This window comes from Nostoc sp., from assembly GCF_041747015.1.
Taxonomy (GTDB): Bacteria; Cyanobacteriota; Cyanobacteriia; order Cyanobacteriales; family Nostocaceae; genus Nostoc.
In genome coordinates this window covers 17,824-44,038 of sequence record NZ_JBGTFY010000419.1, presented here as the reverse complement: position 1 = coordinate 44,038, position 26,215 = coordinate 17,824, and the positions used below count along the sequence as shown (strand labels likewise).

The 26,215-nt window shown below is 41.5% G+C and carries 21 protein-coding genes and 1 pseudogene; 12 read left to right on the top strand and 10 right to left on the bottom strand.

The window, feature by feature from the left end; genetic code table 11:
* Positions 1 to 141, bottom strand: a pseudogene (locus ACEW80_RS32885) (Uma2 family endonuclease); the annotation flags it as partial.
* A gap of 29 nt (positions 142 to 170) precedes the next feature.
* Positions 171 to 815, bottom strand: coding sequence for a restriction endonuclease subunit R (locus ACEW80_RS32880; RefSeq protein ID WP_373530632.1), 645 nt, complete (start codon positions 813 to 815; stop codon positions 171 to 173).
* A 157-nt stretch (positions 816 to 972) separates the two neighbouring features.
* On the opposite strand from ACEW80_RS32880, the gene acs reads away from it, so the two are divergent.
* The 7 genes from acs (at position 973) to ACEW80_RS32845 (ending at position 8,059) form a co-directional block, all read left to right on the top strand.
* Entirely contained in the window at positions 973 to 2,946 is a 1,974-nt protein-coding gene (acs, locus tag ACEW80_RS32875) for an acetate--CoA ligase (protein WP_373530631.1), read from the top strand.
* A 116-nt stretch (positions 2,947 to 3,062) separates the two neighbouring features.
* Complete coding sequence (locus ACEW80_RS32870) at positions 3,063 to 3,749, top strand: tetratricopeptide repeat protein (protein WP_373530633.1); 687 nt, start codon at positions 3,063 to 3,065, stop codon at positions 3,747 to 3,749.
* Positions 3,750 to 3,831: 82 nt separating this feature from the next.
* Positions 3,832 to 5,118, top strand: coding sequence for a nucleotide kinase domain-containing protein (locus tag ACEW80_RS32865; protein WP_373530630.1), 1,287 nt, complete (start codon positions 3,832 to 3,834; stop codon positions 5,116 to 5,118).
* Positions 5,119 to 5,165: 47 nt separating this feature from the next.
* Positions 5,166 to 5,657, top strand: coding sequence for a DUF1643 domain-containing protein (locus tag ACEW80_RS32860; RefSeq protein WP_373530629.1), 492 nt, complete (start codon positions 5,166 to 5,168; stop codon positions 5,655 to 5,657).
* A gap of 108 nt (positions 5,658 to 5,765) precedes the next feature.
* Entirely contained in the window at positions 5,766 to 6,458 is a 693-nt protein-coding gene (locus ACEW80_RS32855) for a MazG nucleotide pyrophosphohydrolase domain-containing protein (protein ID WP_373530628.1), read from the top strand.
* Entirely contained in the window at positions 6,455 to 7,150 is a 696-nt protein-coding gene (locus tag ACEW80_RS32850) for a hypothetical protein (protein WP_373530627.1), read from the top strand. Before ACEW80_RS32855 ends, ACEW80_RS32850 begins: the two co-directional genes overlap by 4 nt.
* 150 nt (positions 7,151 to 7,300) lie before the next feature.
* The gene (locus ACEW80_RS32845; protein ID WP_373530626.1) at positions 7,301 to 8,059 is read left to right on the top strand and encodes a Uma2 family endonuclease; all 759 of its coding nucleotides are present in this window, start codon (positions 7,301 to 7,303) and stop codon (positions 8,057 to 8,059) included.
* Here ACEW80_RS32845 and ACEW80_RS32840 read toward each other — a convergent pair.
* Entirely contained in the window at positions 8,056 to 8,637 is a 582-nt protein-coding gene (locus ACEW80_RS32840) for a Uma2 family endonuclease (protein ID WP_373530625.1), read from the bottom strand. The two genes, ACEW80_RS32845 and ACEW80_RS32840, sit on opposite strands and share 4 nt — an antisense overlap.
* Before the next feature lie 377 nt (positions 8,638 to 9,014).
* On the bottom strand, positions 9,015 to 10,673 hold the full coding sequence (locus ACEW80_RS32835; RefSeq protein WP_373530624.1) for an ArnT family glycosyltransferase: 1,659 nt from the start codon (positions 10,671 to 10,673) through the stop codon (positions 9,015 to 9,017).
* A gap of 138 nt (positions 10,674 to 10,811) precedes the next feature.
* Between ACEW80_RS32835 and ACEW80_RS32830 the strand changes: the two genes are divergently transcribed.
* The 4 genes from ACEW80_RS32830 (at position 10,812) to ACEW80_RS32815 (ending at position 15,146) form a co-directional block, all read left to right on the top strand.
* A complete protein-coding gene (locus ACEW80_RS32830; RefSeq protein ID WP_373530623.1) occupies positions 10,812 to 11,456 on the top strand; it encodes a class I SAM-dependent methyltransferase in 645 nt (214 codons plus the stop codon).
* Positions 11,457 to 11,619: 163 nt separating this feature from the next.
* Entirely contained in the window at positions 11,620 to 12,129 is a 510-nt protein-coding gene (locus tag ACEW80_RS32825; protein ID WP_373530622.1) for a hypothetical protein, read from the top strand.
* Between the two features lie 48 nt (positions 12,130 to 12,177).
* Entirely contained in the window at positions 12,178 to 13,065 is an 888-nt protein-coding gene (locus ACEW80_RS32820) for a hypothetical protein (protein ID WP_373530621.1), read from the top strand.
* Between the two features lie 368 nt (positions 13,066 to 13,433).
* Entirely contained in the window at positions 13,434 to 15,146 is a 1,713-nt protein-coding gene (locus ACEW80_RS32815; protein ID WP_373530620.1) for a putative bifunctional diguanylate cyclase/phosphodiesterase, read from the top strand.
* A gap of 80 nt (positions 15,147 to 15,226) precedes the next feature.
* Here the strand turns inward: ACEW80_RS32815 and ACEW80_RS32810 are convergent, their stop codons facing one another.
* The 5 genes from ACEW80_RS32810 to ACEW80_RS32790 form a co-directional block, all read right to left on the bottom strand.
* A complete protein-coding gene (locus ACEW80_RS32810; protein ID WP_373530619.1) occupies positions 15,227 to 15,946 on the bottom strand; it encodes a hypothetical protein in 720 nt (239 codons plus the stop codon).
* Between the two features lie 516 nt (positions 15,947 to 16,462).
* Positions 16,463 to 16,657, bottom strand: coding sequence for a 30S ribosomal protein S21 (rpsU, locus tag ACEW80_RS32805; RefSeq protein WP_373530618.1), 195 nt, complete (start codon positions 16,655 to 16,657; stop codon positions 16,463 to 16,465).
* 123 nt (positions 16,658 to 16,780) lie between these two features.
* Positions 16,781 to 17,089 carry an RNA recognition motif domain-containing protein gene (locus ACEW80_RS32800; protein ID WP_373530617.1) on the bottom strand — a complete coding sequence of 103 codons (309 nt, stop codon included), beginning with the start codon at positions 17,087 to 17,089 and terminating at the stop codon, positions 16,781 to 16,783.
* 311 nt (positions 17,090 to 17,400) lie between these two features.
* A complete protein-coding gene (locus tag ACEW80_RS32795; RefSeq protein ID WP_373530616.1) occupies positions 17,401 to 18,261 on the bottom strand; it encodes a 3'(2'),5'-bisphosphate nucleotidase CysQ in 861 nt (286 codons plus the stop codon).
* Positions 18,262 to 18,297: 36 nt separating this feature from the next.
* Complete coding sequence (locus tag ACEW80_RS32790; RefSeq protein ID WP_373530615.1) at positions 18,298 to 19,173, bottom strand: sugar kinase; 876 nt, start codon at positions 19,171 to 19,173, stop codon at positions 18,298 to 18,300.
* 124 nt (positions 19,174 to 19,297) lie between these two features.
* On the opposite strand from ACEW80_RS32790, the gene rsmI reads away from it, so the two are divergent.
* Positions 19,298 to 20,158 carry a 16S rRNA (cytidine(1402)-2'-O)-methyltransferase gene (gene rsmI / locus ACEW80_RS32785; protein ID WP_373530614.1) on the top strand — a complete coding sequence of 287 codons (861 nt, stop codon included), beginning with the start codon at positions 19,298 to 19,300 and terminating at the stop codon, positions 20,156 to 20,158.
* Positions 20,159 to 20,198: 40 nt separating this feature from the next.
* On the opposite strand, the gene ACEW80_RS32780 is transcribed toward rsmI, so the two are convergent.
* The gene (locus ACEW80_RS32780) at positions 20,199 to 26,138 is read right to left on the bottom strand and encodes an amino acid adenylation domain-containing protein (RefSeq protein WP_373530613.1); all 5,940 of its coding nucleotides are present in this window, start codon (positions 26,136 to 26,138) and stop codon (positions 20,199 to 20,201) included.
* Positions 26,139 to 26,215 lie beyond the last annotated feature (77 nt).

The following is a 26,215-nucleotide window of genomic DNA, read 5'->3' as shown; positions in this document are numbered from 1 at the left end:
GCGAATCAGCAAGTCGATTTGGTCACGGTGTAGGTCACTTTCCAAGGGTGGTTCGTCACTATATATATCGCCAGGAGGAAAAATAACTTCGTCCTCTGAAATATCATCAGAGATAAATTCTATAGTAGCAAGTTCAGACATCAGCGATCGCTCCGCGATTTACGTTTATTTTACTGAAAATTTGGTAACTTGCAGATAGCTTTTAAAACTTGTAATAACTCTATTGCATCTGGAGATTCATTCAGACTTAATAATGACATTAACTGATAAGTTGGCTGCTCGTCACGTCTTAAATAAACAAATTGATAACGCAGTCCATTAGTTGCGAGTCCCCAAACAGATGGTTGTTGATCTAAACTTTTAAAAGCATAAGTAAGTAATTGAGGTACACCTTCACTAACTTCGACCGCACTATTTTTCGTTTCAATCACTACAACCCAAAATGGCGGCGCAATATTACTTTGGGGATTGTTGATTGCTAAAATATCCATCCGTCCGGTAATTCTTCTGTCTTCATCTTCGATAGCGATCGCAATGCTATCTTCCATTGTCAACCGAATCGGCACATCGTAAAACCCTGCTAACCGCATTAATGGTGCGATCGTTAAGAATTTAACTAAACCTTCAGAAATTTTACCAAGCCTGAGATAACGATGGAAGTCGTTTCTAATTCGCAATAAATCCTGCTGTTCAAACTCTGTCAACGGTTCTAAATTTAAGAAGTCTGTGAATGAACCAGTTGAAAGCTCTTCTAGTTTGAGAAAGCGATGAACATCGTTGAGAGATAAGCTGCTAGCTTCGACGGTGAGTGTCATAGTTTCAGGCGTTTAACATTTTGCAACATTTTTACATTCGCGCATCTTAACGAAACTCTAGACACTTTCGCACAAATATTCGTTAAGAATATAGTTTATTGTGGCTTTCATACTTCCCGTATTATTTTTGTAATAATACAAATTGTCTTAATTAATTATGTCTCAACCCACCATAGAATCAATCTTACAAGAGAACCGCCTCTTTCATCCTGCCTCTGAGTTCTCCCAAAACGCCCACATCAAAAGCTTGCAAGACTATCAGCGTCTCTACGCTCAAGCTAAAGCCGATCCGCAGCAATTTTGGGCAGACTTGGCTGGAACAGAATTAGAATGGTTCCAAAAATGGGATACAATATTAGACTGGCAACCACCTTTTGCTAAGTGGTTTGTTGGCGGTAAGATTAATATTTCTTACAACTGCCTTGACAGACATCTCACTACTTGGCGCAAAAATAAAGCAGCATTGATTTGGGAAGGAGAACCAGGTGATTCGCGCACCCTCACATACTCCCAACTGCACCGGGAAGTTTGCCAGTTTGCCAATGTGTTGAAGCAACTAGGTGTACAAAAAGGCGATCGCGTTGGTATTTATATGCCGATGATTCCCGAAGCGGCGATCGCCATGTTAGCCTGTGCGAGAATTGGCGCACCTCACAGTGTAGTATTTGGTGGTTTTAGTGCCGAAGCTTTGCGCGATCGCTTAATTGATGTTCAAGCAAAGTTGGTAATCACGGCTGATGGTGGTTGGCGCAAAGATGCGATCGTTCCTCTCAAAGAACAGGTAGACAAAGCCTTAGCTGATGGTACTGTTCCCAGTGTCGAAAATGTCCTGGTTGTCAAGCGCACCGGACAGGAGACTTCTATGCAGTTAGGAGGACGCGATCATTGGTGGCATGATTTGCAAAAAGGAGTATCAGCCGATTGTCCCGCCGAACCGATGGATAGTGAAGATATGCTTTTTGTCCTCTATACTTCTGGCAGCACCGGCAAACCGAAGGGTATAGTGCATACAACTGCTGGTTATAATTTGTATACCCATATCACCACTAAGTGGATATTCGACCTCCAAGATACAGATGTATATTGGTGTACCGCAGATGTCGGTTGGATTACGGGACACAGTTACATTGTCTACGGTCCCCTTTCCAACGGTGCAACAGCGATCATGTATGAAGGTGCGCCCCGTACTTCTAATCCTGGCTGTTTCTGGGATGTAATTGAAAAATACGGTGTTAATATTTTTTATACTGCACCTACGGCAATTCGGGCATTTATTAAGATGGGTGAACAACATCCGAATGCACGAAACTTGTCTTCATTGCGTTTGTTGGGAACCGTCGGCGAACCGATTAACCCAGAAGCTTGGATGTGGTATCAGAAAGTAATTGGTGGAGATCGCTGTCCAATTGTTGATACTTGGTGGCAAACAGAGACAGGCGGTATCATGATTACACCGCTACCAGGAGCAATTCCGACAAAACCCGGTTCCGCAACTCTTCCCTTCCCTGGAATTATTGCAGATGTCGTGGATTTAGAAGGAAACACCGTACCCAATAACGAAGGCGGTTATCTAGCGGTACGCCATCCGTGGCCAGGAATGATGCGGACAGTCTACGGCGATCCAGAACGCTTCCGTCACACCTACTGGGAACACATCCCCCCCAAAGATGGTAACTATACTTACTTTGCTGGTGATGGTGCAAGACAAGATGAAGATGGTTACTTTTGGGTAATGGGTCGTGTGGATGACGTGCTGAATGTATCAGGGCATCGACTCGGTACAATGGAAGTAGAATCAGCCTTAGTTTCTCATCCAGCGGTTGCAGAGGCGGCGGTAGTGGGTAAACCGGATGAACTTAAGGGTGAAGAAGTAGTTGCTTTTGTGACTCTAGAAGGCACTTATCAGGCAAGTGAAGAACTGAGTAAAGAACTCAAGCAGCACGTTGTCAAAGAGATAGGTGCGATCGCGCGTCCGGGCGAAATTCGCTTTACAGACGCTTTACCTAAAACGCGATCGGGTAAAATTATGCGGCGCTTATTGCGGAATCTAGCTGCCGATCAAGAGATATCTGGGGATACTTCGACCTTAGAAGATAGAAGCGTATTAGATAAGTTACGGGAAGGCGCGTAAATAAAAGAAGATAATGTAGGGGTACAACAATGTTGTTCCCTGATCATGATGCGTTACACGCTAACGCATCCTCAATTTATCATAAAGATGAGAAAACTATTGAGACATTCAGGGCAATGAAACTGAAGAGCAAACCCAAATCAGCATTTGTTCAAGCTTTTAGCTGCGTGACGCTGAGTATTATCACTGCAATTGGTCTATCACCATCAGTATTCGCGTTTTCAGCAAAAGTTTCTGTGCATTCGCCAGAACAGTATGCACAGAGACAGGCACAAAAACTAGCACAGTTTTCAGATACACAGTCAGGGCCATCAGAGCGATCGCAGCTTTTGCAACAAGCCAACGATTTATTTAACCAGGGAAACTTAACAAGTGCAGAGGAAAATTTACGCAAATTCATTAAACAATTCCCACAAGACGCATTCGGACATTTTCAACTAGGAAACGTGCTTTTTCGGCAAAAGAAATCAGAAGAAGCAATTAGCGCCTACCGAGAAGCCATTCGCCTGCAATCCAAATATGCTCTAGCTTACAATGCGATCGGTATGGTTTATGCTAGCCAAAGTCGCTGGCAAGATGCCATTACAGAATATCAAAAAGCTCTCGAAATTAATCCCAATTATGGCGAAGCGCTGACTAATTTTGCCCTAGCAATGTGGCAAACAAATAAACGAGATGAAGCGCTATCTTCTTTAGAGAAAGCTTTAGATATCTTTAAAAAACAAAATAGAAATGAAAAAGTTAACCAAGTCGAACGAATCTTGCGAGAGATAAAAACTTCAGATGATCCTAGTGTTTCATGAAAATCATCTTATTCAGCTGATAAAAGTTAACAAGATTTGCTTTCAGGATGCTTTCTGAAAAATGCGATCGGGTATGATGATTATGCGGCAATTGTCGCATAATCTTGGCTCATGGATAAAAAATAAGTTTGAAACTGATGACGAGAAACCAGGAGAACAGTGTATGCAAGTAAGACAAGAAATTTTTGATACCTATTGGCGATTTACTGCTATGCGCCAGGAAGTATTTTTCAACAAAATTAACAACTTACCACCACCCTGGACAAGTGACCCGATTATTAATACTTATAAATTTTGTAATGCATATCGAGCAAGCGATCGCGTTTCACAATATCTGATAAAAAACGTAATTTACGATGATAAGAGGAGCAAGAATGAAGAAGAAGTAATTTTAAGGGTTCTATTATTTAAAATTTTTAATAAAATCGAAACATGGGAATATTTAGAAAACAAAATAGGAGACTATATTGCACTGTCTAATTTCGATTCAAATGCATATTCAGACATATTACAAGAGGCTATGAATCTTGGATATGTCATTTATACCAGTGCGTATATGTCTTGTGCAAGCAAAGAGTTTGGTTATGATAAAAAACACCAGAATCATCTGGCATTAATTGATAAAATGGTTGTCCAATGTAGGGTAGTCAATAGCATAGTAAAAGCCAAAAATTTTGAAGGCGTTTTTCAGATTATTCAAGAATATCCTTTGCTAGGTAAGTTTATGGCTTACCAATTAGCCACAGATATAAACTATAGTGAAATTATCAACTTTGACGAAAACAGTTTTACTATAGCAGGACCAGGAGCCGAACGTGGTATCAGCAAGTGTTTTCTTAATACAGATGGGAAAACATATACTGATATCATTCATTGGATGACTGAAAATCAAGAGAAAGAGTTTCAGCGTTTGGGGTTAAATTTTCAATCACTCTGGGGTCGTCCGCTACAGGCTATAGACTGTCAAAATCTTTTTTGTGAAACTGATAAATACTGCCGAGCAGCATTTCCAGAATTGAAAAGTAATCGCAAAAAGATCAAGTCTAAATTTACATTAACGCCTCAACCAATTGATTATTTTTATCCACCTAAATGGCAAATTAACGAGAAAGTCCAAGAAACTTTAGGGCAGAGATTAACACAACTAGTGCCTGCTAATTTGAAACAACTGAATAATGATCAGCAATTGTCTTTAGAATTAGATTCGACGTTAAAAGCAACCTCTCTAATTACAGACAATGTATCAAAATTACACAAAATATATGAGCAAGAGTCTCAATTTCAGCAACAAAGTAATAACAGTAAAAAATCAAAAACTTTACAAAATACACAGATAGAAAAATCTCAACAGTTGTGCTTATTTGAATGAAAGTGGGTATCATAAATCAGCAGTAGTTCAAAGTCAAGCACGTTGATATGGAAAAATATGCCGACATCGATATCACTAAAAAGTATCGCTACTTACTAGGACGTAGATGGGATGTAAATTTGCCGCAAATTACTTTTGTGATGCTTAACCCAAGTACCGCAGATGCTAACAAAGATGATAGGACACTCACTAGATGTATTAACTTTGCTAAATCTTGGGATTATGGTTCTCTTGAGGTGGTTAATCTATTTGCTTATCGTGCTACACAACGTCCTGATCTTTACCAAGCACCTGATCCTGTGGGTTCAAAAAATAACTGCTATATTCAATTAGCAACAAAACGCGCTGACTTAATTATTGTGGCATGGGGTGGGGGTAAGTATCCCAAAATGCAGAACCGGGATAAAGAAGTGCTAAGTCTAATTTATGACAAATCTCTCTACTCTCTAGGTCGTCTTACAAAAGATGGACATCCACGCCATCCTGTACGTCTTGCAGCTAGTACAGAAAGAATTATTTTTCCCATTAATTCCTTGTAAGCATAGCTAAATTTCCTAATACCAATAATTTTTATTTATCACTAGATTTGTATTTAATCCCTATAAAAATCGCCCTAATCAAAAACTGTGAAATTGGAGATATCTATTATGAATTTTTCTGAGTATCAAACACAAGCACTTAATACAAACCAGATTCCTGCTGTGGAAGGTACTGAACTGATAATACCTCTTCTCGGCTTAGTAGGTGAAGTTGGCTCATTGATGACTGAATATAAAAAACATTTACGCGATGGTGATGCACACAAACTATTCAAAGAAGGCATCGCAGAAGAATTGGGAGATATGCTTTGGTATATTTCCAACTTGGCAAGCAAGTTTAACCTTAATTTGGAAGAAATTGCGGAAGATAATCTGAGAAAGTGCCGTGACCGTTGGGGATGGAGAGATTCAGCACAGATAGATGATAAAGCTACAACCTACATATTCGACAATGGCTTTCCCGAAAATGAAAGTTTACCACGACAGTTTAAAGTAGAAATTACGGAGGTAAGCAAAGATAACTTAATCAAAATGAAGGCATTCATCAATAAACAACAAATTGGAAATGACCTCACCGATAATTCCTATACAAGCGATGGCTACCGCTTTCATGATGTTTTCCATTTTTCCTACGCCGCAGTTTTAGGCTGGTCGGTGGTCACTCGTAGTATTCTTAAATGTAAGCGTAAAAGCAATCTCCGCATTGACGAGGTTGAAGACGGAGGTCGTGCAATAGCTATTGAGGAAGGTATATCAGCACTCGTATTTAGCTATGCCAAAAATTACGGTTTCTTAGAATGAGTTTTTGGTCATCACAAACTTTGAGTTCTCGTCTTCCTAGTTTAATTAAACCGTTTAATGACGATCAAATTCAGTCTGCATCATATGAATTGTGTTTAGGGGAAGAAGTTTATATTTCAGCCCTTCCTGATACACCTCCGAAAGAACGGAAAAAAATTATTCTTAGCGATAAAGAAACAGTTCCTATACCTCCAGGACAGTTTGCATTTCTGATAACTTCTGAAAGAGTCAACGTTCCTGATAATGCACTTGCGTTTATTTCAATTAAATTTAAATTTAAGTCAAAAGGGCTGATTAATGTTTCAGGTCTTCATGTCGATCCTGGCTATAGTGGCAAACTAATTTTTGCTGTTTATAATGCTGGGCCTCTTCACCTTCATATAGCAAGGGGTGAGAGAGTTTTTTCTATATGGTATGCAGACTTAGATAAAGATGATGAAAAGCCACGACAGAAGATAGGTTATGATTTAATACCCACTGATTTAATGAATAGTCCTGATTCAGTTGCTTCTCTTCCTTCTTTGGTAAAACGTTTGGATGATCTAGAGAAAAAAGTAGAGAATTATTCTATTAAACAGACTTTAGTCTTGACGATTGCTATTGGAGTTCTACTTGCTTTTGCAAAGCCAATAGTAGATGTATTTATACAGCCATTACTCAATATGATTAAATCTTCTCTCACCATTTATTAATTTTCAATTGGTGAAATTAATCCAAGCTGTCGCTACATACTTACACGAAATAAATGCAAAATTTCTAAATATCAAGTCCTCTAGAGTAACAAAGCTTGTTAGATTTATTAGGATAATAAATGAAATACAAATATAATCTTGGTTGTGCTTATGACTTCCGTATCGGCATTAACTTTACCCGATCACACCCAGTTACCAGACTCAGATGGTACTTTTGTGAAAAACTGGCAAGAGCATCCGCAAAGTATTTTAATTACAGATTCAATTAAACCTGTTTTGGAAAAACTTCATCCTGACGGTAAATATTGTATTGGACAAGATTCTGGTATCTACTGGCGATTGACAGATCCTCCTGAGAAAGGGGCTGAAGCACCAGACTGGTTTTATGTACCCAATGTACCACCAACCCTTAACGGTAAAATGCGGCGTTCTTATGTGCTGTGGAAGGAGTATGTCGCGCCCTTGATTGTAATTGAATTTGTCTCTGGAGATGGTTCAGAAGAACGAGATAACACCCCGCCATCTCAAGGGGAAGGTGGAAATATTGGTAAATTTTGGGTTTATGAGCAGGCAATTCGAGTCCCTTATTATGGAATTTATGAAGTAGTAAAAGCGCAGGTTGAAGTGTATCACCTAGTCGATAATACTTATCAACTAATGAAACCCAATGAACGAGGACATTACCCAATTATTCCTATGGGGGTGGAATTGGGAATCTGGCAGGGATTTTATCTGAATGCTGATTTACCTTGGTTGCGCTGGTGGGATGCCCAAGGAAATTTACTGCTAATGGGTGAGGAACGGGCTGTGATTGAGCGACAGAAGCGCCTCTTGATTACAGAGAAGTTACGATCGCTCTCTGCTGAACAACTCAACGCTTTGGGAATTGACCCAGAAATGTTGGATTAGGAAATATTATCGTCTACTAATAATACATCTTCATATATTTCTGCGATCGCACAACGAAAATCAACGCTAGCTAAATGCACTTCTTCCCCTTTTTCATAAAGGTAAAGTACCCACTGTCCTTCCTCATTGCGACGGAAGCATTCTACACTCATTTGTTGTGGTGAAATTAGCACATATTCTTGTAGTGATTCTAGGTGTCGGTAGCTGGCAAATTTCTTACCTCTGTCAAAGCCTTCTGTTGACTCAGAAAGCACTTCGATAATTAAGGAAGGATAGCACTTAAAATATTCAAATTCTCTATCTCGTGTATCACAAGTCACCATCATATCGGGATAAAAATAGCGATTTATGACATCAATTTGTGCTTTCATGTCTAACATATAGACACGGCAATCACTACCCCGGAGATGGTTTCGCAGCAGTATAAACAAGTTTCCTACTACAGTGACATGAGCATCACTTGCCCCTGCCATTGCGTAGACTTGCCCATCAATATACTCGTGTTTGATTTGACTTACTTTCTCTCCTTCTAAATATTCTTCTGGGGAAATATAATACTCACTTTTGCTAATAACCATCTTAGTGCCTTAGTAGTTTTATAAAACATTTTAACCCATGCAACAAATCATCCTAACGCCCAAGATTATTATCTCGCTTGGTAGATGATTTAATAAAAAAAATTATTTATTTAAAATACGTAAAGTTTAATTATGAGCTTTTATTTACCACTATTCGGGGATTGTAGGATGAGCTTAGGAAAAGTTAGCGATCGCTGAAAGTTATTAGATGTAGAAACCATTTAGTAAAATACTTAGCGTGCGTAATCTTCTAACTAAATTAATCTGTTTTGGCAATAGCTGCTTTCCATTTCTGTTAATAATCCACCACCCAAACTTTGCAGATTTGAAAACTCCACGTGTCAGCCTTCACTTAGCAATTTTAGGTTGGTTGACTACTAGGGAAGGATTTGAATTAACTGGTACTCTTTTACTGTACCGAGAATACGGTGAGTCCGAGATAGTTTAGGGGATTGATCTGTATAAATCCAAGCATAGCTGAAAGTGGGTACTTGGGAAATAGAGACTACCTGTTGGGCGTGAATAGAAAGATAGAAATCAAGCAGTACTTGGGTTTTCTGGTCTATCTGCACATAGTAGATAGGATGAGATTGGAGAAAAGGGGCGATCGCACTTTGTTGTAAAAAAACTCTCAAAACAGGGTTATAGTCACTTAACAGCCCTATGCTACCCATCGTTGCTAAACCTAGCCAACAGGGAATTAACCAACCTGCAATCCAGTAACGAGTTGTGAGAAACTTTTTGCCAAAGTGGTAACGACCAATCCATACTACAGGCAAAATTAACCAACCCAACCCTATAGCCAAGCCAATAATTGCATACTTGCGGATGTCAGAATCATCCCAACTAAGAACGACAATACTCACTATTACAAGTACAATACCTAACCCACCAAAGCCATAACTTAAGTTTCGGGGAAGATTATTCTTTGCAAAAATATTTAATACATTTCTTTTACCTTTTTGAAGAACAAATTGTGAAGTAATTCCTATTTGATAAATATTACATAGCCAGTTTAAACCCACAGAAGCAAACAAAGCTATGAACGGATAAAGACAAAGACTATAGTGAGGGAAACGAGTCGTGAAAAAACTAAGTTCAAAAAATAGAACGAGTGGAAAACCAACTAATATTAATTGGTAACGAATAAGGGGGCGATGGAGAGTTACAAACAAACCTAAAATCCCGAAGAAAGCCCAAGGAAACGCTTTTAAAGGAATATTCCATACATAAAAAAACGCTCCATTTTGATAATGATCCTTAGAACTTAGATCGACAACGAACTTCAACAACTCCTCAAAACTCTGATTTCCGTAGTGCAGCCAGCTAAACCACAGCCAAAGGAAGGTAGGCATTAAGCCTACGAAAAAGCCTAAATACAAAATTGGGTTAGTAAGATGACGATGACGGCGATGCTCCCAAATCAAATAAGGCAATAAAGCAATGATTGGCAAAAAAATCATAAAGCTTCTGACTAAGAAACCTAAACCTAAACTTAAACCAGAAATAAAACTCCAAAAGTAGTAATATTTAGGATGTAATTCAGTTTTGATTAAAGCCAAAATAGCTAAAAGTACCAAGAAAACCATAGGCACATCAGGTGTACTTAAGCGACAATATTGCAACCAGAGAAATTCCACACTTAAAATTGCAGCAGCTAGCCTTGCTAATTTTTTACCCAGCAGAATTTTGCCGATTTCATACACAAGCAATAGGCTCAAAATGCCAGCAATCATGCTAGGAAGACGCGCACTAGTATCATTCATCCCAAAAAGTTTGTAGAAACTGGCAATTAACCAATATGGGCCAGGAGTCTTATGATGTGCTCTTTCCCAAGGAGTTATCCAGTTACCCGAATCAAACATCAGGCGTGCCCGCGAAGCATAAAGTGCTTCATCATGTGCCATTAGGCTATTGTGTCCAGAAGTAAATAGTAGTAAGGGTAGTATCCAAACTAATAAACTAAAATATGGTAATGATGCTACTAGGAGGATTTGACGCCAAATATGCTGTAACAAGTGTAATTTATAGAACATTAATATTAATAAGAATTGAATGCTGCTATATTGACTCGTTTATCTGTCTTGGTGTTATTAAAATATGTTATGTAGTGCTTGTTTAAAAATACCTAAAATTGCGGCAATTTTCCGAAAAAGTTTTCCAAAACGAGATTTATGCAGCTAAAACCGAATCAACGCCTGAAATTAGACGACACAGACGATAAGCTGTTCTATGCTTACCCCCGCTTTGTCACCCATGTCGATGAAGGATTTATTCAACAGCTAACAAATTTATATGGCGATCGCCTCAAACCCAACACGCGCATCCTTGATATGATGAGCAGCTGGGTGTCTCATCTGCCAGAAGAGATGCAGTTTTCCCATGTGGAAGGACACGGACTCAATGCTGAGGAACTTGCACGTAATCCCCACTTAAATCATTACTTTGTGCAAAATCTTAACGAAAATCCCCAGCTACCCTTGCCAGATCAAGATTTTGATGCTGTTCTCAACTGCGTATCTGTGCAGTATGTGCAATATCCAGAGGCAGTATTTTCTGAAATTCACCGCATTCTTAAACCTGGTGGTGTAGCAATCATCAGCTTTTCTAACCGGATGTTTTTTGAAAAGGCGATTCAGGCTTGGCGGGAGGGTTCAGAAGCAGAACGAGTGGAATTAGTCAAAAGCTACTTCAACTCAGTACCAGGATTTACCACTCCAGAAGTCATAGCTAATAAATCAACGTTACCGAACTTCTTGCAGTGGTTGGGTGCAGCTGGAGGAGATCCGTTCTATGCTGTTATCGCTTATCGAAATTAAGTAAAATACTCAGTAGTCAGTAGTTTAAAGCTACTGACCATTAATAAATTCAGACAAATATCTAAAGAACAGAAAAATAAGTATCAAAAAGTAAATTTTCAGGTTAAAACCGATAGCAACGTACATAATTGCCTCAAAGGTCAAGTATAAGGAGAAGCCAAGAATGATTTTACACCGTGAGCGTAGAGTTTTAGCTGCTTTGTTGCTATCAGTATTATTACTAACAACAGCCTGTACTCCGCAAGCACCCGGACGTTTCGACCAGGCGCAAAAAGAAAGCACTCAACAAAAAAGCGGTCAAGCGGTTGTTAAGAAAGCAACTCAAGGTAGTGAATTTAACAAATTCTTCCCAGGTGCTAGTGGTGGCTACCAGCGTGTTTATACCCAAGAGAAAAAAGGTTTTGCTGAAGCGAAGTTGAAAAAAGATGGTAAAGATGTAGCGATGCTATCCATTTCGGATACCACCAGCACACCAGGAACAGCCGCAAAATTCTCGAATAGTACCAAAAAAATTGGCGGTTATCCGGCAGTAGAACAAGGTAAGACGCAAAGTGCAATTTTGGTAGGTAAGTACCAAGTAAAAGTACTATCCCGTGATCCGTCATTTACAGCTAGCGATCGCGCAGATTGGTTAAAGAAATTTAATCTTAATGCTCTGGCCAAACTAAAATAAGCCGCATTTTGGAAATAAAGATAAGAAACTCTGAATCAGGAGATTTTTGTGAGCAAATCTATTTTTGAGTTGGTTGATCAATTAGCAACTAGCGGCTTGACCATTTCTATGTTAAATTCCCTAGATTTTGTTGCTCCTGGCCAGTGGCAAAATACCGTCGGCTTTGTCAACACCATTAAGACCGTCACTGGTGAAACCGACGAAGATTTAATTCAGCAAATTGGCGAACGAGCGATTTATCTATTCAACGACAAATCCCAAGGATACCAAACAGCCTTGTGGCTGTATCAAACCGTTGATGGTACAGACAAAGCTCTTAGTGCAGCCGCTTTAGCTAACAAAGTTGGTGAGAAAACTCCTTTGTTGGGTTTTTTAAACTCTATCACTCCCAAACCTGACAAAGCCCAAACCATCGATCTAACATTGAAATTAGTCGCTGAGTTGGTAGCCTTCTGCCAAATTAACGGCATTCCTGGAGACAGTATTAGTGATTTTGTCGCCTCTTTAGGTGAGTATAGTGGTGAATCGCTGATCCGTATGGTGGCATTAGTTTGTGTTGATGGTTTAATACCCTTAGGCCCAGACTTTATCAGCAAAGCAATATCCGGGCTTAATCAGACAAATCCACAGGAGTTAGAAAAAAACTCGACTTTCCAAAACATCAAAGATGTGATTCCAGGAAACAATTCCGCTGGTAAACTCAACTTTATCGGCGAAAGCTTTGACTCAGTTAAAGGTAGGATGAGTGGTCTAGTCGCTGCAAATAATTTAACGCCACAAAAAGTTGCCCACAACTTGCAAAATTTTGTCGATATTACAGATGACAAGTTAGACTACTTGGCGGCGTTCCTGGATGTAGCGACCAATTATTATGAACACACGGGTACGCAAACTTTGGCACGTCGCTTGATTGAACGGGCGGTGGCTGAGATTTAAATTGATAGGTAATTAGAAATAGCTTTTATCTGATTACTGATTACAAGGATGCTAGCCTGAAATACCCAAAGTCAGCCCTCAAAACCAAAAGAGTTTTGAGGGCTGAACGTCTTTTAAGCCGGAGGACGGCAACTGTTAACAGTGTAACAATCAATACTATTTTGTTTTAAGTGGAAAATTGCTTGCAGAATAAGTTTTACAGAAACTTTATCATCACACATATTAAGTAGAAACAGATATTGGGAAGCATAATATATAACCTGATCAGGGTTGGGTTCCATAGGAGCTGATTCTACTGGATTGTCAATCAAAAATGCTCTTTTGCCAGGATAACTCGGAACTAACTTGTCAACTATCGAACAGAATTTATGAAGCTCAATCACAAACTCTACCTATACTCGTTCCTAGCTCATTTCGGATGGCTCAAGAAAAGTTATACCGCTAAAATCATGTTGGTAGCATTTTTGGGCACTCATGTACCACTTCTGACCTTACTCTTCAGTTTCATCATCTCAAACTCCTATTCCTTGGAGATGGCGGCGCGAGTTATGAGCGTTGCTCTGTTGGCTACGTTAGCGGGTACGGCTGCCACCCTCTACGCGCTACATCATCTCCTCAAACCGGTTATTTTGACATCTACTGCATTGCAAAATTATCTGAATACTAAAACCCTACCGGAACTGCCCACAGAATTTGCTGATGAAGCGGGTACATTGATGACGGATACTTCACAGACTCTTCACAAGTTAGATGAGTTAATTCACTACATCACCAATTATGACGACCTAACTGGATTACCTAATCGTGATTTATTCCGCGATCGCCTCCATCAGACTCTATCGCAACCTGAAAACAACCATCGCCTTGTAGCTATCTTTTTGCTTGGTATTGATGATTTCATTGTTATGAGTCATGGATTGGAGCATCAGACAAAAAATTTGTTGTTAAGAGCAGTTGCTCAGAGGTTATCAACGTGCATGGCACAAACAGATATTCTTGCCCATTTGAGTGGAGATGAATTTGTCCTTGCCCGCATGGACATTCTTTCTTTTGAAAGTTTGATTCAGCTATCTCAGTTGCTATCGAGTACGCTGAGAAAACCCTTTTCTTTAGAGGGTAATTTGATTCATATTACCGTCAGCATCGGCATCACAATTAATGGTTTAAATGATTATAATAGCGTAGATCAACTTTTGCAACAGGCTCACATGACACTGTACCAGGCCAAGCAAAGAGGGCGTAGCCAATATCAATTCTATTCGCCGGAAATTAATGCTCAGTTGCAAGAGCGATTGACTTTAGAAAATGAATTACATGGGGCGCTTGAGCGTAGCGAAATGTTGGTTTATTATCAACCTTTGATTGATTTACACAGCGGACAAATTACAGCAATGGAAGCCTTGGTTCGCTGGCAGCATCCTATCTTAGGTTTGATTTCTCCAGCAAAGTTTATTCCCATTGCAGAAGCCAATGGTTTGATCGTGCCAATTGGTGAATGGGTCTTGCGAACTGCCTGTGCCCAAAACCGTGTTTGGCAGCTTGCTGAATTTACCCCAATTCGGATATCTGTGAATCTTTCAGCTCGACAGTTTGAACAATCGAATCTGGTTGAGGTTGTCAGCCAAATTCTTGAGGAGACTGGACTCAAAGCATCTTACCTAGAACTGGAAGTGACGGAAAGCTTCTTGATGGCTGACATTGAGCGATCGGTGAAAACCTTAAAACAATTACGAGAACTGGGTATATGGTTGGCTCTAGACGACTTCGGTACTGGTTATTCCTCCTTGAATTACTTGAAGCGCTTTCCTGTGAATATGCTCAAGATTGATCGGTCATTTATCCAGGATGTCACGTCCAATCCTGATAGCGCCGCCATCACCGATGCGATCATTGCTCTGGCAAAGAGCCTGCGGTTGAACATTACGGCAGAGGGTGTGGAAACCCAAGAACAGCTTGACTACCTGCGAATGCGTGGATGTGATGAAGGTCAGGGTTTCTACTTCAGTCGTCCTGTCCCTGCCGATATAATTGCCCCGATGTTGCAAAAAATTTCTCAGCAGATGGAGATAATTGCAGCCTAGATGGATGCCTAAGTCAGCATGATCTAAAACGCATTCCCAGTTAGGAACTGGGAACAAAGTAATCTCTCAAAGCTTTTATCTTAAGGTAAACGCAAATCTGCGGCGATCGCATCTAAGTAAGGTTGAAAAATAGCCAAGTTTTCCAGTTTCTCAAACTTACCTGTTTGCGAACCTGGATCAAAGGCAGTAGTAATTACGTAAAGTTTAGTGCCATCAAAGGCAACATTACCAATATGTTGCTCTTGTACTCCACCTTGTTGCTTGAGTCCAACTAACCCATAGCGCACTCCCTGAAGCTTTCCAATGGATACCGCTTGCACCGGGTAGGCTGAGAAAGTAATCTCTTTTCCATATCCACTCTGACGGTCTTTTATAAAAGTAGCGTAGTTGTCTGCAACCCAAGCCTTAAGTGCTGTCAATACCTGGGTTTGATACTTGAAACTTTGGTATTCCACCTTGTTCCCAGGTGCAATACCAGCTGCTAGCAGGTTCTTTTGGAAATCCTGATTATTTGCTAGCGGGTAAACGTCAATCTCAACTGTACCCAAAACTTCCCCTTTGGAGGAGACACACAACAAGGGTGCATTTCCTTTACAAGCAGCAACTTGCCAGTTAGTAGGAGCAGCAACGTTTCCCAAGATTTTCTGCCAGATATTTCCCTCACTAGGGTTAGGAAGTTTTGCGACGGTAGGGGGTTTTGCTATTTTGGTTGCAGAAAATTGAGAGAGAAGAAATTTTGCTCCAAATGGCATTAACACCAGCAAAATAGAACCTAGTAATAAATGATATAGTCGTAACATTTTCCTGAAAATTTAGAAACAAGGATTGTAGACTCATAGTATCTACAATACTTTGATCTATACAGCACTTCCCGAAATTATGAGGTACAGTAATTGATCGAATTATTGTTTATCTGTGTTAATAGTCTGTCAAGTTTAAATTGATGGGTAAGAAAGTTCGTAGTAAGGACTGAAGTCCTTATTTTCTAAGCACGCTTTGTGCTTACTACAAACTTTTCATTACTAGCTTGACAGACTACTAATAGCATCCCAAGTATCTGTACCTCATAGCAGCAGGAAGTGCTGTATACAATAAGATATGTTTACATTGCTGCAAGTTCCGCAAATGGAACTCAACAAACTATATTGCGTTTATATGCCTAAATATAATTAGCAGCGCTGAAAGTAAATACAGCGCTACTACAATCGTGTTGTTTATTTATGTATTTCTAATTACTTGTGGCTTACCGGAGGTGTCACCACTATAAAGAGATCCTAGTTGGATGTCAAATCGAAAGACAAATATGCTTGGGCTTGTTAGCTGAAGTGAGAACGTTGTTTACGACGTTGCTTGTGCCTAGCAATTGCTTTACGCTTCTCTTTTTCTATAGGCGTCTCGAAGTGGCGTTTTTTTCTCATATCTTGGAAAATCCCCGCTTTGGAAACTTCCCGCTTAAATCTTCGCAAGGCTGATTCAATACCTTCATTCTCCCCTAAAACCACTTGTGTCATTCTCATTCCCCCTTTACGTGGATGAATAGTTCAAAGCTAAATACAATACAAAACATTCCAGCAAATCTGAGACTTTGGCTTTATCTGCTGGAGACTCTAAATGTGAAATTTTTAGAAATCGACTTAGTAGCGATTGTTGCGGCGGGCATCACCGCCACCCCAGCTACCACGAGAGGAACCGCTTCCTTCTTCACGAGGTTTAGCTTTGTTGACTTTCAAGGCACGTCCCATCCACTCAGCACCATCAAGTGCATCGATGGCAGCTTGTTCTTCTGCATCTGTTTTCATCTCCACAAAAGCGAACCCACGCGGCTGGCCTGTTTCCCGGTCTGTAGGCAGTTGAACACGACCCACTTCTCCGTATTCTGCAAAAGCCCGCTTTAAGTCCTCTTCCGTAACCTGATAGGACAGGTTTCCGACGTAAATTGACATAAAACTCCCCGAATTCAGCCAGTGTAGAGAGTTAAATTCGGAGAGACGCTTTTTAAAAATCAAAACGAGTTACTCAACCGAAAATAATCTTTATATTCCTGAGTTTAGCATAGTCTTCAATCTTTGAATATTGTCTCATACTAAACTTTAGCGCCAGATAATGCTTATATGGCAGATTTGCAAACTTTCTAAGAGCAAGTTTTTTTTACTTGTACTATACATAACATATTTATACTTTTAAAAGCAAATCGGTATCAACTAGCGATCGCTCAGGCAGTTAGTGTTTTGCAAATTAACCTAATACCCAGGTTTTAGCTATGGTCAAACTGCGCTAAAATCCTCTCTGCTTCCTTACAGAGTACTTCGTGATATTCACCGTTACTAGCCAGTAAACCTCCCCACTGATTGATATCTCCGGTGTTGTACTGCAACGGAGTGCCGTCAAAGTGCGTAAATTTACCACCAGCTTCTGTTAAAATCAATTCTGGGGCTGCCATATCCCAGTCTTTGGGGGCAGACTTACCGGAAAGGGAAATGTAGATGTCCGCCTGTTGTTCGACAATTGTGGCGATTTTACAGCCTACACTACCCACAGCTTTCTGATTTTGACAGGGTAGGTGTTGTAGTAAGTAATCTAATTGTTGATTGCGGTGAGAGCGACTAACGACTAAAGTTAAATCCTCAACTCGTTTGCCTGACGACACTTGTAAACGAACAGAACCTTCACGGGTTTCTACAAACGTACCTCCGCCTTTGATAGCGTAATACAGCTTTTCTGCCTCTGGTACTGCCACCAGTGCTAATACTGGGCGTGTTTCCTTTATTAAAGCGATATGAACCGCATAGTCTCCAGTTTTTTCAATAAAGTCTCGTGTGCCATCCAAAGGATCAATTATCCACACCCAAGGAGCGGAAAGGTGGGCTACACTACTTGGCGATTGGTAAGTTTCTTCACTGATGTAAGCAAAATCTTCATTACCCAAAGTTGCTTGTAGCCTCTGCAAAATGTATTGACTCCCAGCTACATCGGCAACGGTAACAGGCTCATTTTGTTTATATTGTACTTCTAAGTTAGAGTCTTTTGCAGTCCCGTGGTAATACGATCGCAGTATATCTGCTGCGCCCCAACCTACCTCACGAGCGATCGCTAATATTTCTTCTAAGTCTTTCATTAATTTGGCCTGATCTAACTTAATTACCCTGACTACTCAGCACTTTAAATCCATCCAGCACCTAGTGCCAAAAAATTTACAGGAATCAGCAGCAATATTAGCTGCTAATGCCAGTGCATCAGTAAAACTTTCCTTTAAAATGTAATAACAGAAAGCACCGTGGAAAATATCTCCAGATCCTAAGGTATCAACCGCTTGAATTTGCGGCACATCTACGATACCAGTTTTAGTGCAACTCAAGTATTCAATTGGTTTTTGTCCGTGGGTAATGGCGATGTGAAAAATGTCAAATTCGCCAAGATAGGCAAAAATTTCTTCTCCAGTCTGACAGTTTGGGGGATAAAAATTAGCCGAACAGATGGCGTAATCCACAAATGGCAGAACTTGCTCAAATCCAGGTTTCCAACTACCACCATCGATGACCACCGGGATATTCTTGGCTTTAGCCATTTGGGCGATAAAATAACTAACCGCCATCTGATGCCCATCGATCAGTACTATATCAACATCTTGCAAAATATCTGGCGGTATAGATGCGCTGCTGGCTTGAGTTTTGACGGCATTGATCGAAACCACAGATCGTTGGCCTGTGGCTTGGGTGACAATGATCGAAGAAACAGGTGGTGCTAAATTGGTGGTAGGCTCAAGGTCTGCGATCGCAACTTTGTAATTTGCCAAATCACCTCGAATTAATTGCGTCATTGGGTGAGAACCCACCACACCCAAGACTGTAGCCTGATTACCTAAATAATTGAAAGTTACAGCCGCGTTTGTTGCGGGCCCCCCTGCTGCCATAGTATAGTCAGTAGCAACAATTTTCTGATTCTCTTTAGGAGCAGAGTCAGCAAGGTAAATTAAATCTAAGGTTATTAAACCCACAAATAACCCATGAGCCAATTTTGGATTATCCATTTGTCATATATGTTCGTATAAGTGTATAAATTATTGGTCATAACTCCTAATTCCGCTAATTTTGGATTTTAAATTGAAATAAAAATCTAAAATCCAAAATTGAATAACTCTTAACTCCTCGCTCATGCAAACCGATCCAAAACCAGGAACACTCTACGTCGTCGGCACGCCAATTGGCAACCTGGAAGATATAACCTTTCGGGCGGTACGAATTTTGCAAACGGTGGATATGATTGCTGCTGAAGACACTCGTCATACCGGGAAACTTCTACAACATTTTCAAGTTAAGACACCCCAGGTAAGTTACCACGAACACAATCGTACCAGTCGTATCCCAGAATTATTAGAGCATTTAGGCAACGGTAAAGCGATCGCTCTTGTGAGTGATGCTGGAATGCCAGGAATTTCCGATCCCGGATATGAACTCGTGAAAGCCTGTATCGAGGCAGGGATTCCAGTAGTTCCTATTCCTGGTGCTAGTGCAGCAATTACCGCCTTGAGTGCAGCTGGACTACCAACGGATCGGTTTGTTTTTGAAGGCTTTCTCCCAGCGAAAAGTCAACAAAGACAAGAACATTTAGAATCTCTGCAAACAGAATCTCGCACATTAATATTTTACGAATCGCCCCACCGCTTGCGAGAAACTTTGCAAGACATCGCAGAGGTTTGGGGAAGCGATCGCCAAATTGTGCTAGGACGAGAGTTAACAAAATTATATGAGGAATTTTGGCGGGGAACAATTGCCGAGGCGATCGCTCATTACAGCCAACGTGAACCCCAAGGTGAATATACATTAGTGGTGGCGGGAATTCAACTTAGTCAGCCCCAACTGACACAAGAGGAATTGAAAGCCGAATTGACACAATTAATTACTCAGGGAATATCGCGATCGCAAGCTAGCCGTCAGTTAGCAAAAGCCACTTACCTTCCCCGTCGCCAACTCTATCAACTAGCTCTTTCTATAGTACTCATTGCTGAGTCTTGAAAGAGCTAATACCGCTTTCGCAGAATCCAAAATTTAAATCTTATTTCATTGCTTGGATTAAGCAATGTCTCAATTTTTCGGCTAACACCTGTACATGGGGTTCACGGAGTAGAGAAAGGTGAGAACCAGGAAGGTAATAGATATCTAATCCTCCAGCGACTAAATCACCCCAACCGAATTGAGGATCGTATTGTGTACCTATTGCTTCATCTCGATTCTGATCCTCGGTCCGTAAGAGAATAGCTCGACCAGGGTAAACTGGGTAAATATACTCGTTAATAGCTTGAGTATTAGCATCGATAATCTCTAAGTGCTTGTCAGTGTCAGGTATATCAAGTGCCGCTTCCAAGTAACGCTTATATCTATTTTGGAGATGGTGTTTACGCCAATAGCTCCATCTCAGAACCGTTTGCCAAAGGTAGGCAGGCCCTTGTTGAACAATATTACTTAAATGCAAAGAAATTCGCTTGAAAAATGGCGATTCCCAGCTATAACCTGGACGACAACTATCAACGATAACCATAATACCAATTTGCTCGCCTTGCTCGTGGAGTTGCCGAGCCATTTCAAAGGCAACTGCACCCCCAAAAGAATAACCTCCCAAAAAATAAGGTCCATTGGGCTGAAGGGTCTTAATTTCTTGAATGTAATGGGCTGCCATGTCTTCAATTCGGGTATGAAGTGGGTATTTTCCATATAGCCCTTGTGGTTGTAGCCCGTAAAATGGTTGTTCTGACCCTAAATGCTGTGCCAATTCCCGGAAACATAAGACTTCTCCCCCTAATCCGTGAATACAGAAAAAAGGTGGCTTGGAACCATTGGGTTGAATTTCTACCAGGGATGACCAAGTAGTTCTTGATTTGTCCCAAGTATTAACTAAAGCCTTGTTTGTTGCTAAATCTTGTTCTTGGCAGATTATTGTGGCTAAAGCCTCTACAGTACCAGACTGGAAGAGAATAGCAAGAGGCAGATTTTTACTAAATGTCTTTTCAATTTGCCAGAAAAGTTTTACTGCCAGTAATGAATGTCCTCCTAGCTCAAAGAAGTTATCTCTGATGCTAATGGGCTGGACACCTAAAAGTTGTTCCCAAATCTGTGTTAGCTGGCGTTCCACTTCATTGCGGGGAGCAACAAAGGTGGCTTCTGGCTCTTGCCTTGATAAGTCGGGTGCAGGTAAGGCGCGACGGTCTACCTTGCCATTGGGAGTTAAAGGCATGGTGTCCAATAAAACAAAGGCTGAAGGTAGCATATACTGTGGCAGCTTTGTCGAGAGGAACCGCCGTATATCACTAATTGTGCTTACTGAGTCCGGCTTTGGGGTGATGTAAGCTACTAAACGTTGATCCCCAGGAATATCTTCACGGGCAATTACCACAGTCTGGAGTACATTTGGGTGTTGGGCTAACACCGTCTCAATTTCCCCTGGCTCAATGCGTATTCCGCGGATCTTGACTTGATGATCTCGACGACCGAGAATTTCTAAAGAGCCATCTGGAAAATAGCGGCCGCGATCGCCTGTATAATAAAGCCAATCTTGTTCGTCATTCCGAAAGGCATTTTTGATAAACCGAGAACGGTTTTCTTGCTGGGCATTTATGTAGCCCAAACTGCGGAATGGCGTTCGGATCACAATCTCGCCTGGTTCACCGATGCCGCAGAGTTGGTGATTTGGTGTTAAAACTAATGCTTGGGTTTCAGGAAGCGGCAGTCCTACTGGCTGTACCCCTGGTAGACACTCAACAGGTATCCGATAATAACACTTCGCCAAAGTTGTCTCTGTCGGACCGTAAAGATTGACAATTTCACCTGATTCAGGAAAAGCAGCCCGCCACCGAAGTACAAGTGTCTCCTTAAGAGGTTCTCCGGCAAAGAACAACCAACGTAAGTTACGTAAAGATACTCCTGATGGTACATTGGCTAACCAAAATTGCGCCAGCGAAGGAACTGTGTGAAGTACTGAAATTTGCTCATTTTCCAAGTAATGCAGAATTTTAGTCGTTTCTAGGTTATCTCCCTCCTCTGGCAAACACAGGGTTGCACCACTGGTTAAAGGTAAGAAGATATCTCTAAGAACGACATCAAAGGAAAGACCTGTCAATTGGGCAACGCGGTCTTGCTGACCAATTTCAAAAGTCTGCCTCTGCCAGTTGAGAAAATGCGCCATCCCTTTGTGACACCCTAGTACCCCCTTAGGTATACCAGTAGTGCCGGAAGTAAAGAAAATATAAGCTGCATCGTCACCAGTAATTTCAGGAAGCTTTATTGCTTGACTGTTGTCATTGAGTGAACTTATGGCTTCTCCTGTGTCTGGATTCACACAGATAATAATTAAAGACTCCCATATTTCCTTGTCTTCTAAGGGTTGACTATCAATATATAATATGTATTTGGCTTTAGCTTCCTGTAGCATGAGGCTCTGGCGTTGGCGAGGAAGTTTCGGATCGAGGGTTAGTAGCACACTACCACTCAAGAGTACACCGAGCATACCCGCAATCAGTCCAAAGCTTCGTGTGCCGAATACGGCTACGACATCCCCTCGCTCAACTCCGTGGGACAACATCACCCGTGCTAGGTCTTGAGCGCTTTTGCCCAATTCCCCATAGTTCCAACTACGAGATCCTTGATGAAGTACTGAATGTTCTGGGGTGCTGTTTACCCAAGAGGTAAACATTGTTGTCACTAAGTCGTACTGTGGTTCTGGCAATACTGCCCTTGGTTCTGGTAACAAAGGTCGAGATTGTGGTGTAACCAACGAATACAAACTGATCTGCTTCTCAGGAGCAGCAACAATTTGATTGAGTAAATGATGGTATTGATGGAGCATTTCCATCATCCGCTCAGGAGCAAAGAGATCGGTATTATAAACTAAGTCAATTTGAATTCCGTGGTTTTGTTCGGTAACATACAGAGTTAAATCGAACTTGGAAGCTGTTTCTAGCATCGAGACTGGTTCTACAGCCACTCCAGGTAGTTCTACTTGAATGTCCCTCAAGTTGAGCATATTGAACCACACTTGAAACAGTGGGTTGCGGCTGGTATCTCGTTCTGGTTGCAGTTCTTCTACCAGTTTCTCGAAGGGCATATCTTGATGGGCATAAGCATCTAATGCCATCTGGCGAACTCGACTTAGCAGTAAACGAAAACTGGGGTTGCCGGAAAAATTAGTCCGTAAAACGACAGTGTTAATAAAAAATCCAATCAACCCTTCAATCTCAGAACGGTTACGCCCAGCAATGGGAGAACCAATGAGAATGTCTTCTTGCCCAGTGTAGCGGTGTAATATTGTCCCAAAGGCCGCCAGCAACGTCATGAATAGGGTGACACCTTCTTGATGCGACAGTTGTGTGAGCGATGCACTCAGGTTTTGGGGTAGCATTAGAGATTGGGCTGCCCCCTGGTAAGTTTGTATCGGTGGCCGTGGTCGGTCGGTAGGCAATTCCAATACAGTACTAGCACCTGCTAACTGGGTTTTCCAGTAGTCGATTTGGCTGGAAAGTACTTCACCAGATAGCCATTGGTGCTGCCACACCGCAAAATCGGCATATTGAATCGGCAATTTTGGCAGGGGAGAAGGCTTACGGTTTAGAAAAGCTTCATAAACGGCTGCTAACTGCTGCCAGAGAATGCCCATTGACCAGCCATCTGAGGCGATGTGGTGCATGATGAACAAAAGTATATGCTCTTGTTCATCTATCTGGAGCAAGGTAGCTCGCAGCATCAAGTCGGATTCTAAGTTAAAGGGGCGTTGCGCCTCTTGATTCAGCAGACATTGAACTTCTTGCTGTATGACATTAATCACCGTGAGTTCGACTGGGCGAGGCGTGCCAATTACTTGAACAGGGCTACCATCAAGTGATTTAATAAAGTTTGTTCGCAGTGCTTCGTGATAGCTGACGATCGCATCTAATGATTGTTGCAACACACTCACGTTCAACTCGCCTGTTAAGCGCTGTGCATTAGAGACGATGTAAGCTGGGCTGTTGGGTTCCAACTGCTCCAAAAACCACACTCGCTGCTGGGCAAAGGATAAAGGGGCGGACTCCCGGTTGGCTATTTGGGGAATAGTCTGGTTTTGGGTATCATTTCCTTGAGTCTGATTTTGAGCAATCGCTTCAGTTAAACTAGCGATCGTGGGATTCTCAAACAAAAGTTTCAACGCTATTTCTATCCCCAGGGCTTGGCGAATCCGAGACATCACCTGAGTAGCCAGCAGTGAATGACCTCCCAATTCAAAAAAGTTGTCGTGGATGCCTACTTGTTCCAGACGCAAAACTTTTGCCCAGATGGTTGCTAAGACTTCTTCTGTGGGATTCTGGGGTGGGATAAAGTTGGTTGATAGACTTACACCAGACATATCTGGTACAGGCAATGCGCGGCGGTCTATTTTACCATTGGGGTTTAATGGCAGGGTGTCCAAAAATATAAAGGAGGCAGGCACCATATATTCAGGCAGTCGACTTTGCAAAAAGTGACGCAATTCAACCTGACTAGGGCTTTGCTCTGGACTAGCAACAATATATGCTACGAGTTTCTGATCACCGGGAACATCCTCTCTGGCTACGACTATGGCCTGTGTCAGTGACGGATATTGACCTAGTATGGCTTCAATTTCTCCCAATTCAATTCGGAAGCCGCGGATCTTCACCTGGTGGTCAATTCGACCAAGGAACTCGATATTACCATCGCTCAAGTAACGTGCCAAGTCGCCAGTTTTGTAAAGGCGTGTCCCTCTTTGAGAGCTAAAATGGTCGAAAATAAACTTTTCTGTAGTCAGTTCTGGACGGTTGAGATAGCCTCGCGCTAGACCAATACCGCCAATGTGCAGTTCACCCGATTCGCCAAAAGCTACAGGCTGTAAATTTTCATCAAGGATGTAAATCTGGGCATTGGTAATGGGGCAACCAATGGGAGCAAAGACGTAATTAGTGCCGCGCTGGCAAGTCCAGAAGGTGCTATCAATGGAAGCTTCTGTCGGACCATAGCAATTATGTAAAACATTGTCCAAATTCAGTTGGGCAAAGAAGCGCTCTATAAGTTCGATAGATAAAGCTTCACCACCACAGGTAATGTGCCTGATAAATCGGCAATCCTCAATTCCCTTTTCTTCCAGTAAGACACGGAGTATGGAAGGCACTAATGCCAGGACGGTGATTTGCTCCTCAGTAATCACCTTCACAAGGTAGGCGGTGTCTTGATGCCCACCAGGGCGAGCTATGAACAATTGCCCCCCGAAGCACAATGGCCAAAATATCTGCCACACTGAGGGGTCGAAGCTAAAAGAAATGGTCAGTAGAACCTTATCTGCTGGGGTTAATCCAAAAGTTGTTTGCTTCCAGTTGAGTTGATTACAGATTCCACGGTGAGGAATCATTACACCCTTGGGCTGCCCTGTAGAACCAGATGTGTAGATTACGTAGATGAGGTTATCAGGTGTCGTTTCATTTACAGAATTTTCTTGGCTGTTGTGGCTGTTTTCTTGCCAGAAGCAGTCCAGACAAACCACTTGTGCCTGATGCGGTGGTAGATTCTTGACCAATTTCTCTTGGGTCAACAACACTGCTGTCTGGGTGTCTGACAAGATGAAGTCTAAACGCTCTTTTGGATATGCTGGATCTAAAGGCACATAAGCGCCTCCAGCTTTCAAAATTCCCAGCAGTCCGACGATCATCTCCAAGGAGCGCTCTAGGCAAATACCCACAAGTACTTCAGGTCCAACGCCTAAGCTACGTAGGTGATGCGCTAGCTGATTCGCTCGTTGGTTTAACTGCTTATAAGTCAGTTGTGTATTTTCAAATACTACAGCAATTGCTTGGGGCGATCGCTCTACCTGCATCTCAAACATTTGATGGATGCACACATCACGATCGGCAACTGGTTGTGTATCATTCCATTCCTGTACAACTTGAGTGCCAATGAGCTGAGTTAAGGCATTTAATTGAATATTTTGCTTATATTCTGAATTATTACTATTTATATGCATTTTTTATATGTCAACAGATCAATAAAGTCTCTACTTTCAGTTGTGCTTTTCCTAAAGCCTATGCTTGCCGGGCATTT

Excerpts from the sequence above, each read along its gene's own strand:
- ACEW80_RS32880 (WP_373530632.1), bottom strand. The coding sequence starts at position 815 with ATGACACTCACCGTCGAAGCTAGCAGCTTATCTCTCAACGATGTTCAT.
- acs (WP_373530631.1), top strand. The coding sequence starts at position 973 with ATGTCTCAACCCACCATAGAATCAATCTTACAAGAGAACCGCCTCTTT.
- ACEW80_RS32870 (WP_373530633.1), top strand. The coding sequence starts at position 3,063 with ATGAAACTGAAGAGCAAACCCAAATCAGCATTTGTTCAAGCTTTTAGC.
- ACEW80_RS32865 (WP_373530630.1), top strand. The coding sequence starts at position 3,832 with ATGCGGCAATTGTCGCATAATCTTGGCTCATGGATAAAAAATAAGTTT.
- ACEW80_RS32860 (WP_373530629.1), top strand. The coding sequence starts at position 5,166 with ATGGAAAAATATGCCGACATCGATATCACTAAAAAGTATCGCTACTTA.
- ACEW80_RS32855 (WP_373530628.1), top strand. The coding sequence starts at position 5,766 with ATGAATTTTTCTGAGTATCAAACACAAGCACTTAATACAAACCAGATT.
- ACEW80_RS32850 (WP_373530627.1), top strand. The coding sequence starts at position 6,455 with ATGAGTTTTTGGTCATCACAAACTTTGAGTTCTCGTCTTCCTAGTTTA.
- ACEW80_RS32845 (WP_373530626.1), top strand. The coding sequence starts at position 7,301 with ATGACTTCCGTATCGGCATTAACTTTACCCGATCACACCCAGTTACCA.
- ACEW80_RS32840 (WP_373530625.1), bottom strand. The coding sequence starts at position 8,637 with ATGGTTATTAGCAAAAGTGAGTATTATATTTCCCCAGAAGAATATTTA.
- ACEW80_RS32835 (WP_373530624.1), bottom strand. The coding sequence starts at position 10,673 with ATGTTCTATAAATTACACTTGTTACAGCATATTTGGCGTCAAATCCTC.
- ACEW80_RS32830 (WP_373530623.1), top strand. The coding sequence starts at position 10,812 with ATGCAGCTAAAACCGAATCAACGCCTGAAATTAGACGACACAGACGAT.
- ACEW80_RS32825 (WP_373530622.1), top strand. The coding sequence starts at position 11,620 with ATGATTTTACACCGTGAGCGTAGAGTTTTAGCTGCTTTGTTGCTATCA.
- ACEW80_RS32815 (WP_373530620.1), top strand. The coding sequence starts at position 13,434 with ATGAAGCTCAATCACAAACTCTACCTATACTCGTTCCTAGCTCATTTC.
- ACEW80_RS32810 (WP_373530619.1), bottom strand. The coding sequence starts at position 15,946 with ATGTTACGACTATATCATTTATTACTAGGTTCTATTTTGCTGGTGTTA.
- rpsU (WP_373530618.1), bottom strand. The coding sequence starts at position 16,657 with ATGACACAAGTGGTTTTAGGGGAGAATGAAGGTATTGAATCAGCCTTG.
- ACEW80_RS32800 (WP_373530617.1), bottom strand. The coding sequence starts at position 17,089 with ATGTCAATTTACGTCGGAAACCTGTCCTATCAGGTTACGGAAGAGGAC.
- ACEW80_RS32795 (WP_373530616.1), bottom strand. The coding sequence starts at position 18,261 with ATGAAAGACTTAGAAGAAATATTAGCGATCGCTCGTGAGGTAGGTTGG.
- ACEW80_RS32790 (WP_373530615.1), bottom strand. The coding sequence starts at position 19,173 with ATGGATAATCCAAAATTGGCTCATGGGTTATTTGTGGGTTTAATAACC.
- rsmI (WP_373530614.1), top strand. The coding sequence starts at position 19,298 with ATGCAAACCGATCCAAAACCAGGAACACTCTACGTCGTCGGCACGCCA.
- ACEW80_RS32780 (WP_373530613.1), bottom strand. The coding sequence starts at position 26,138 with ATGCATATAAATAGTAATAATTCAGAATATAAGCAAAATATTCAATTA.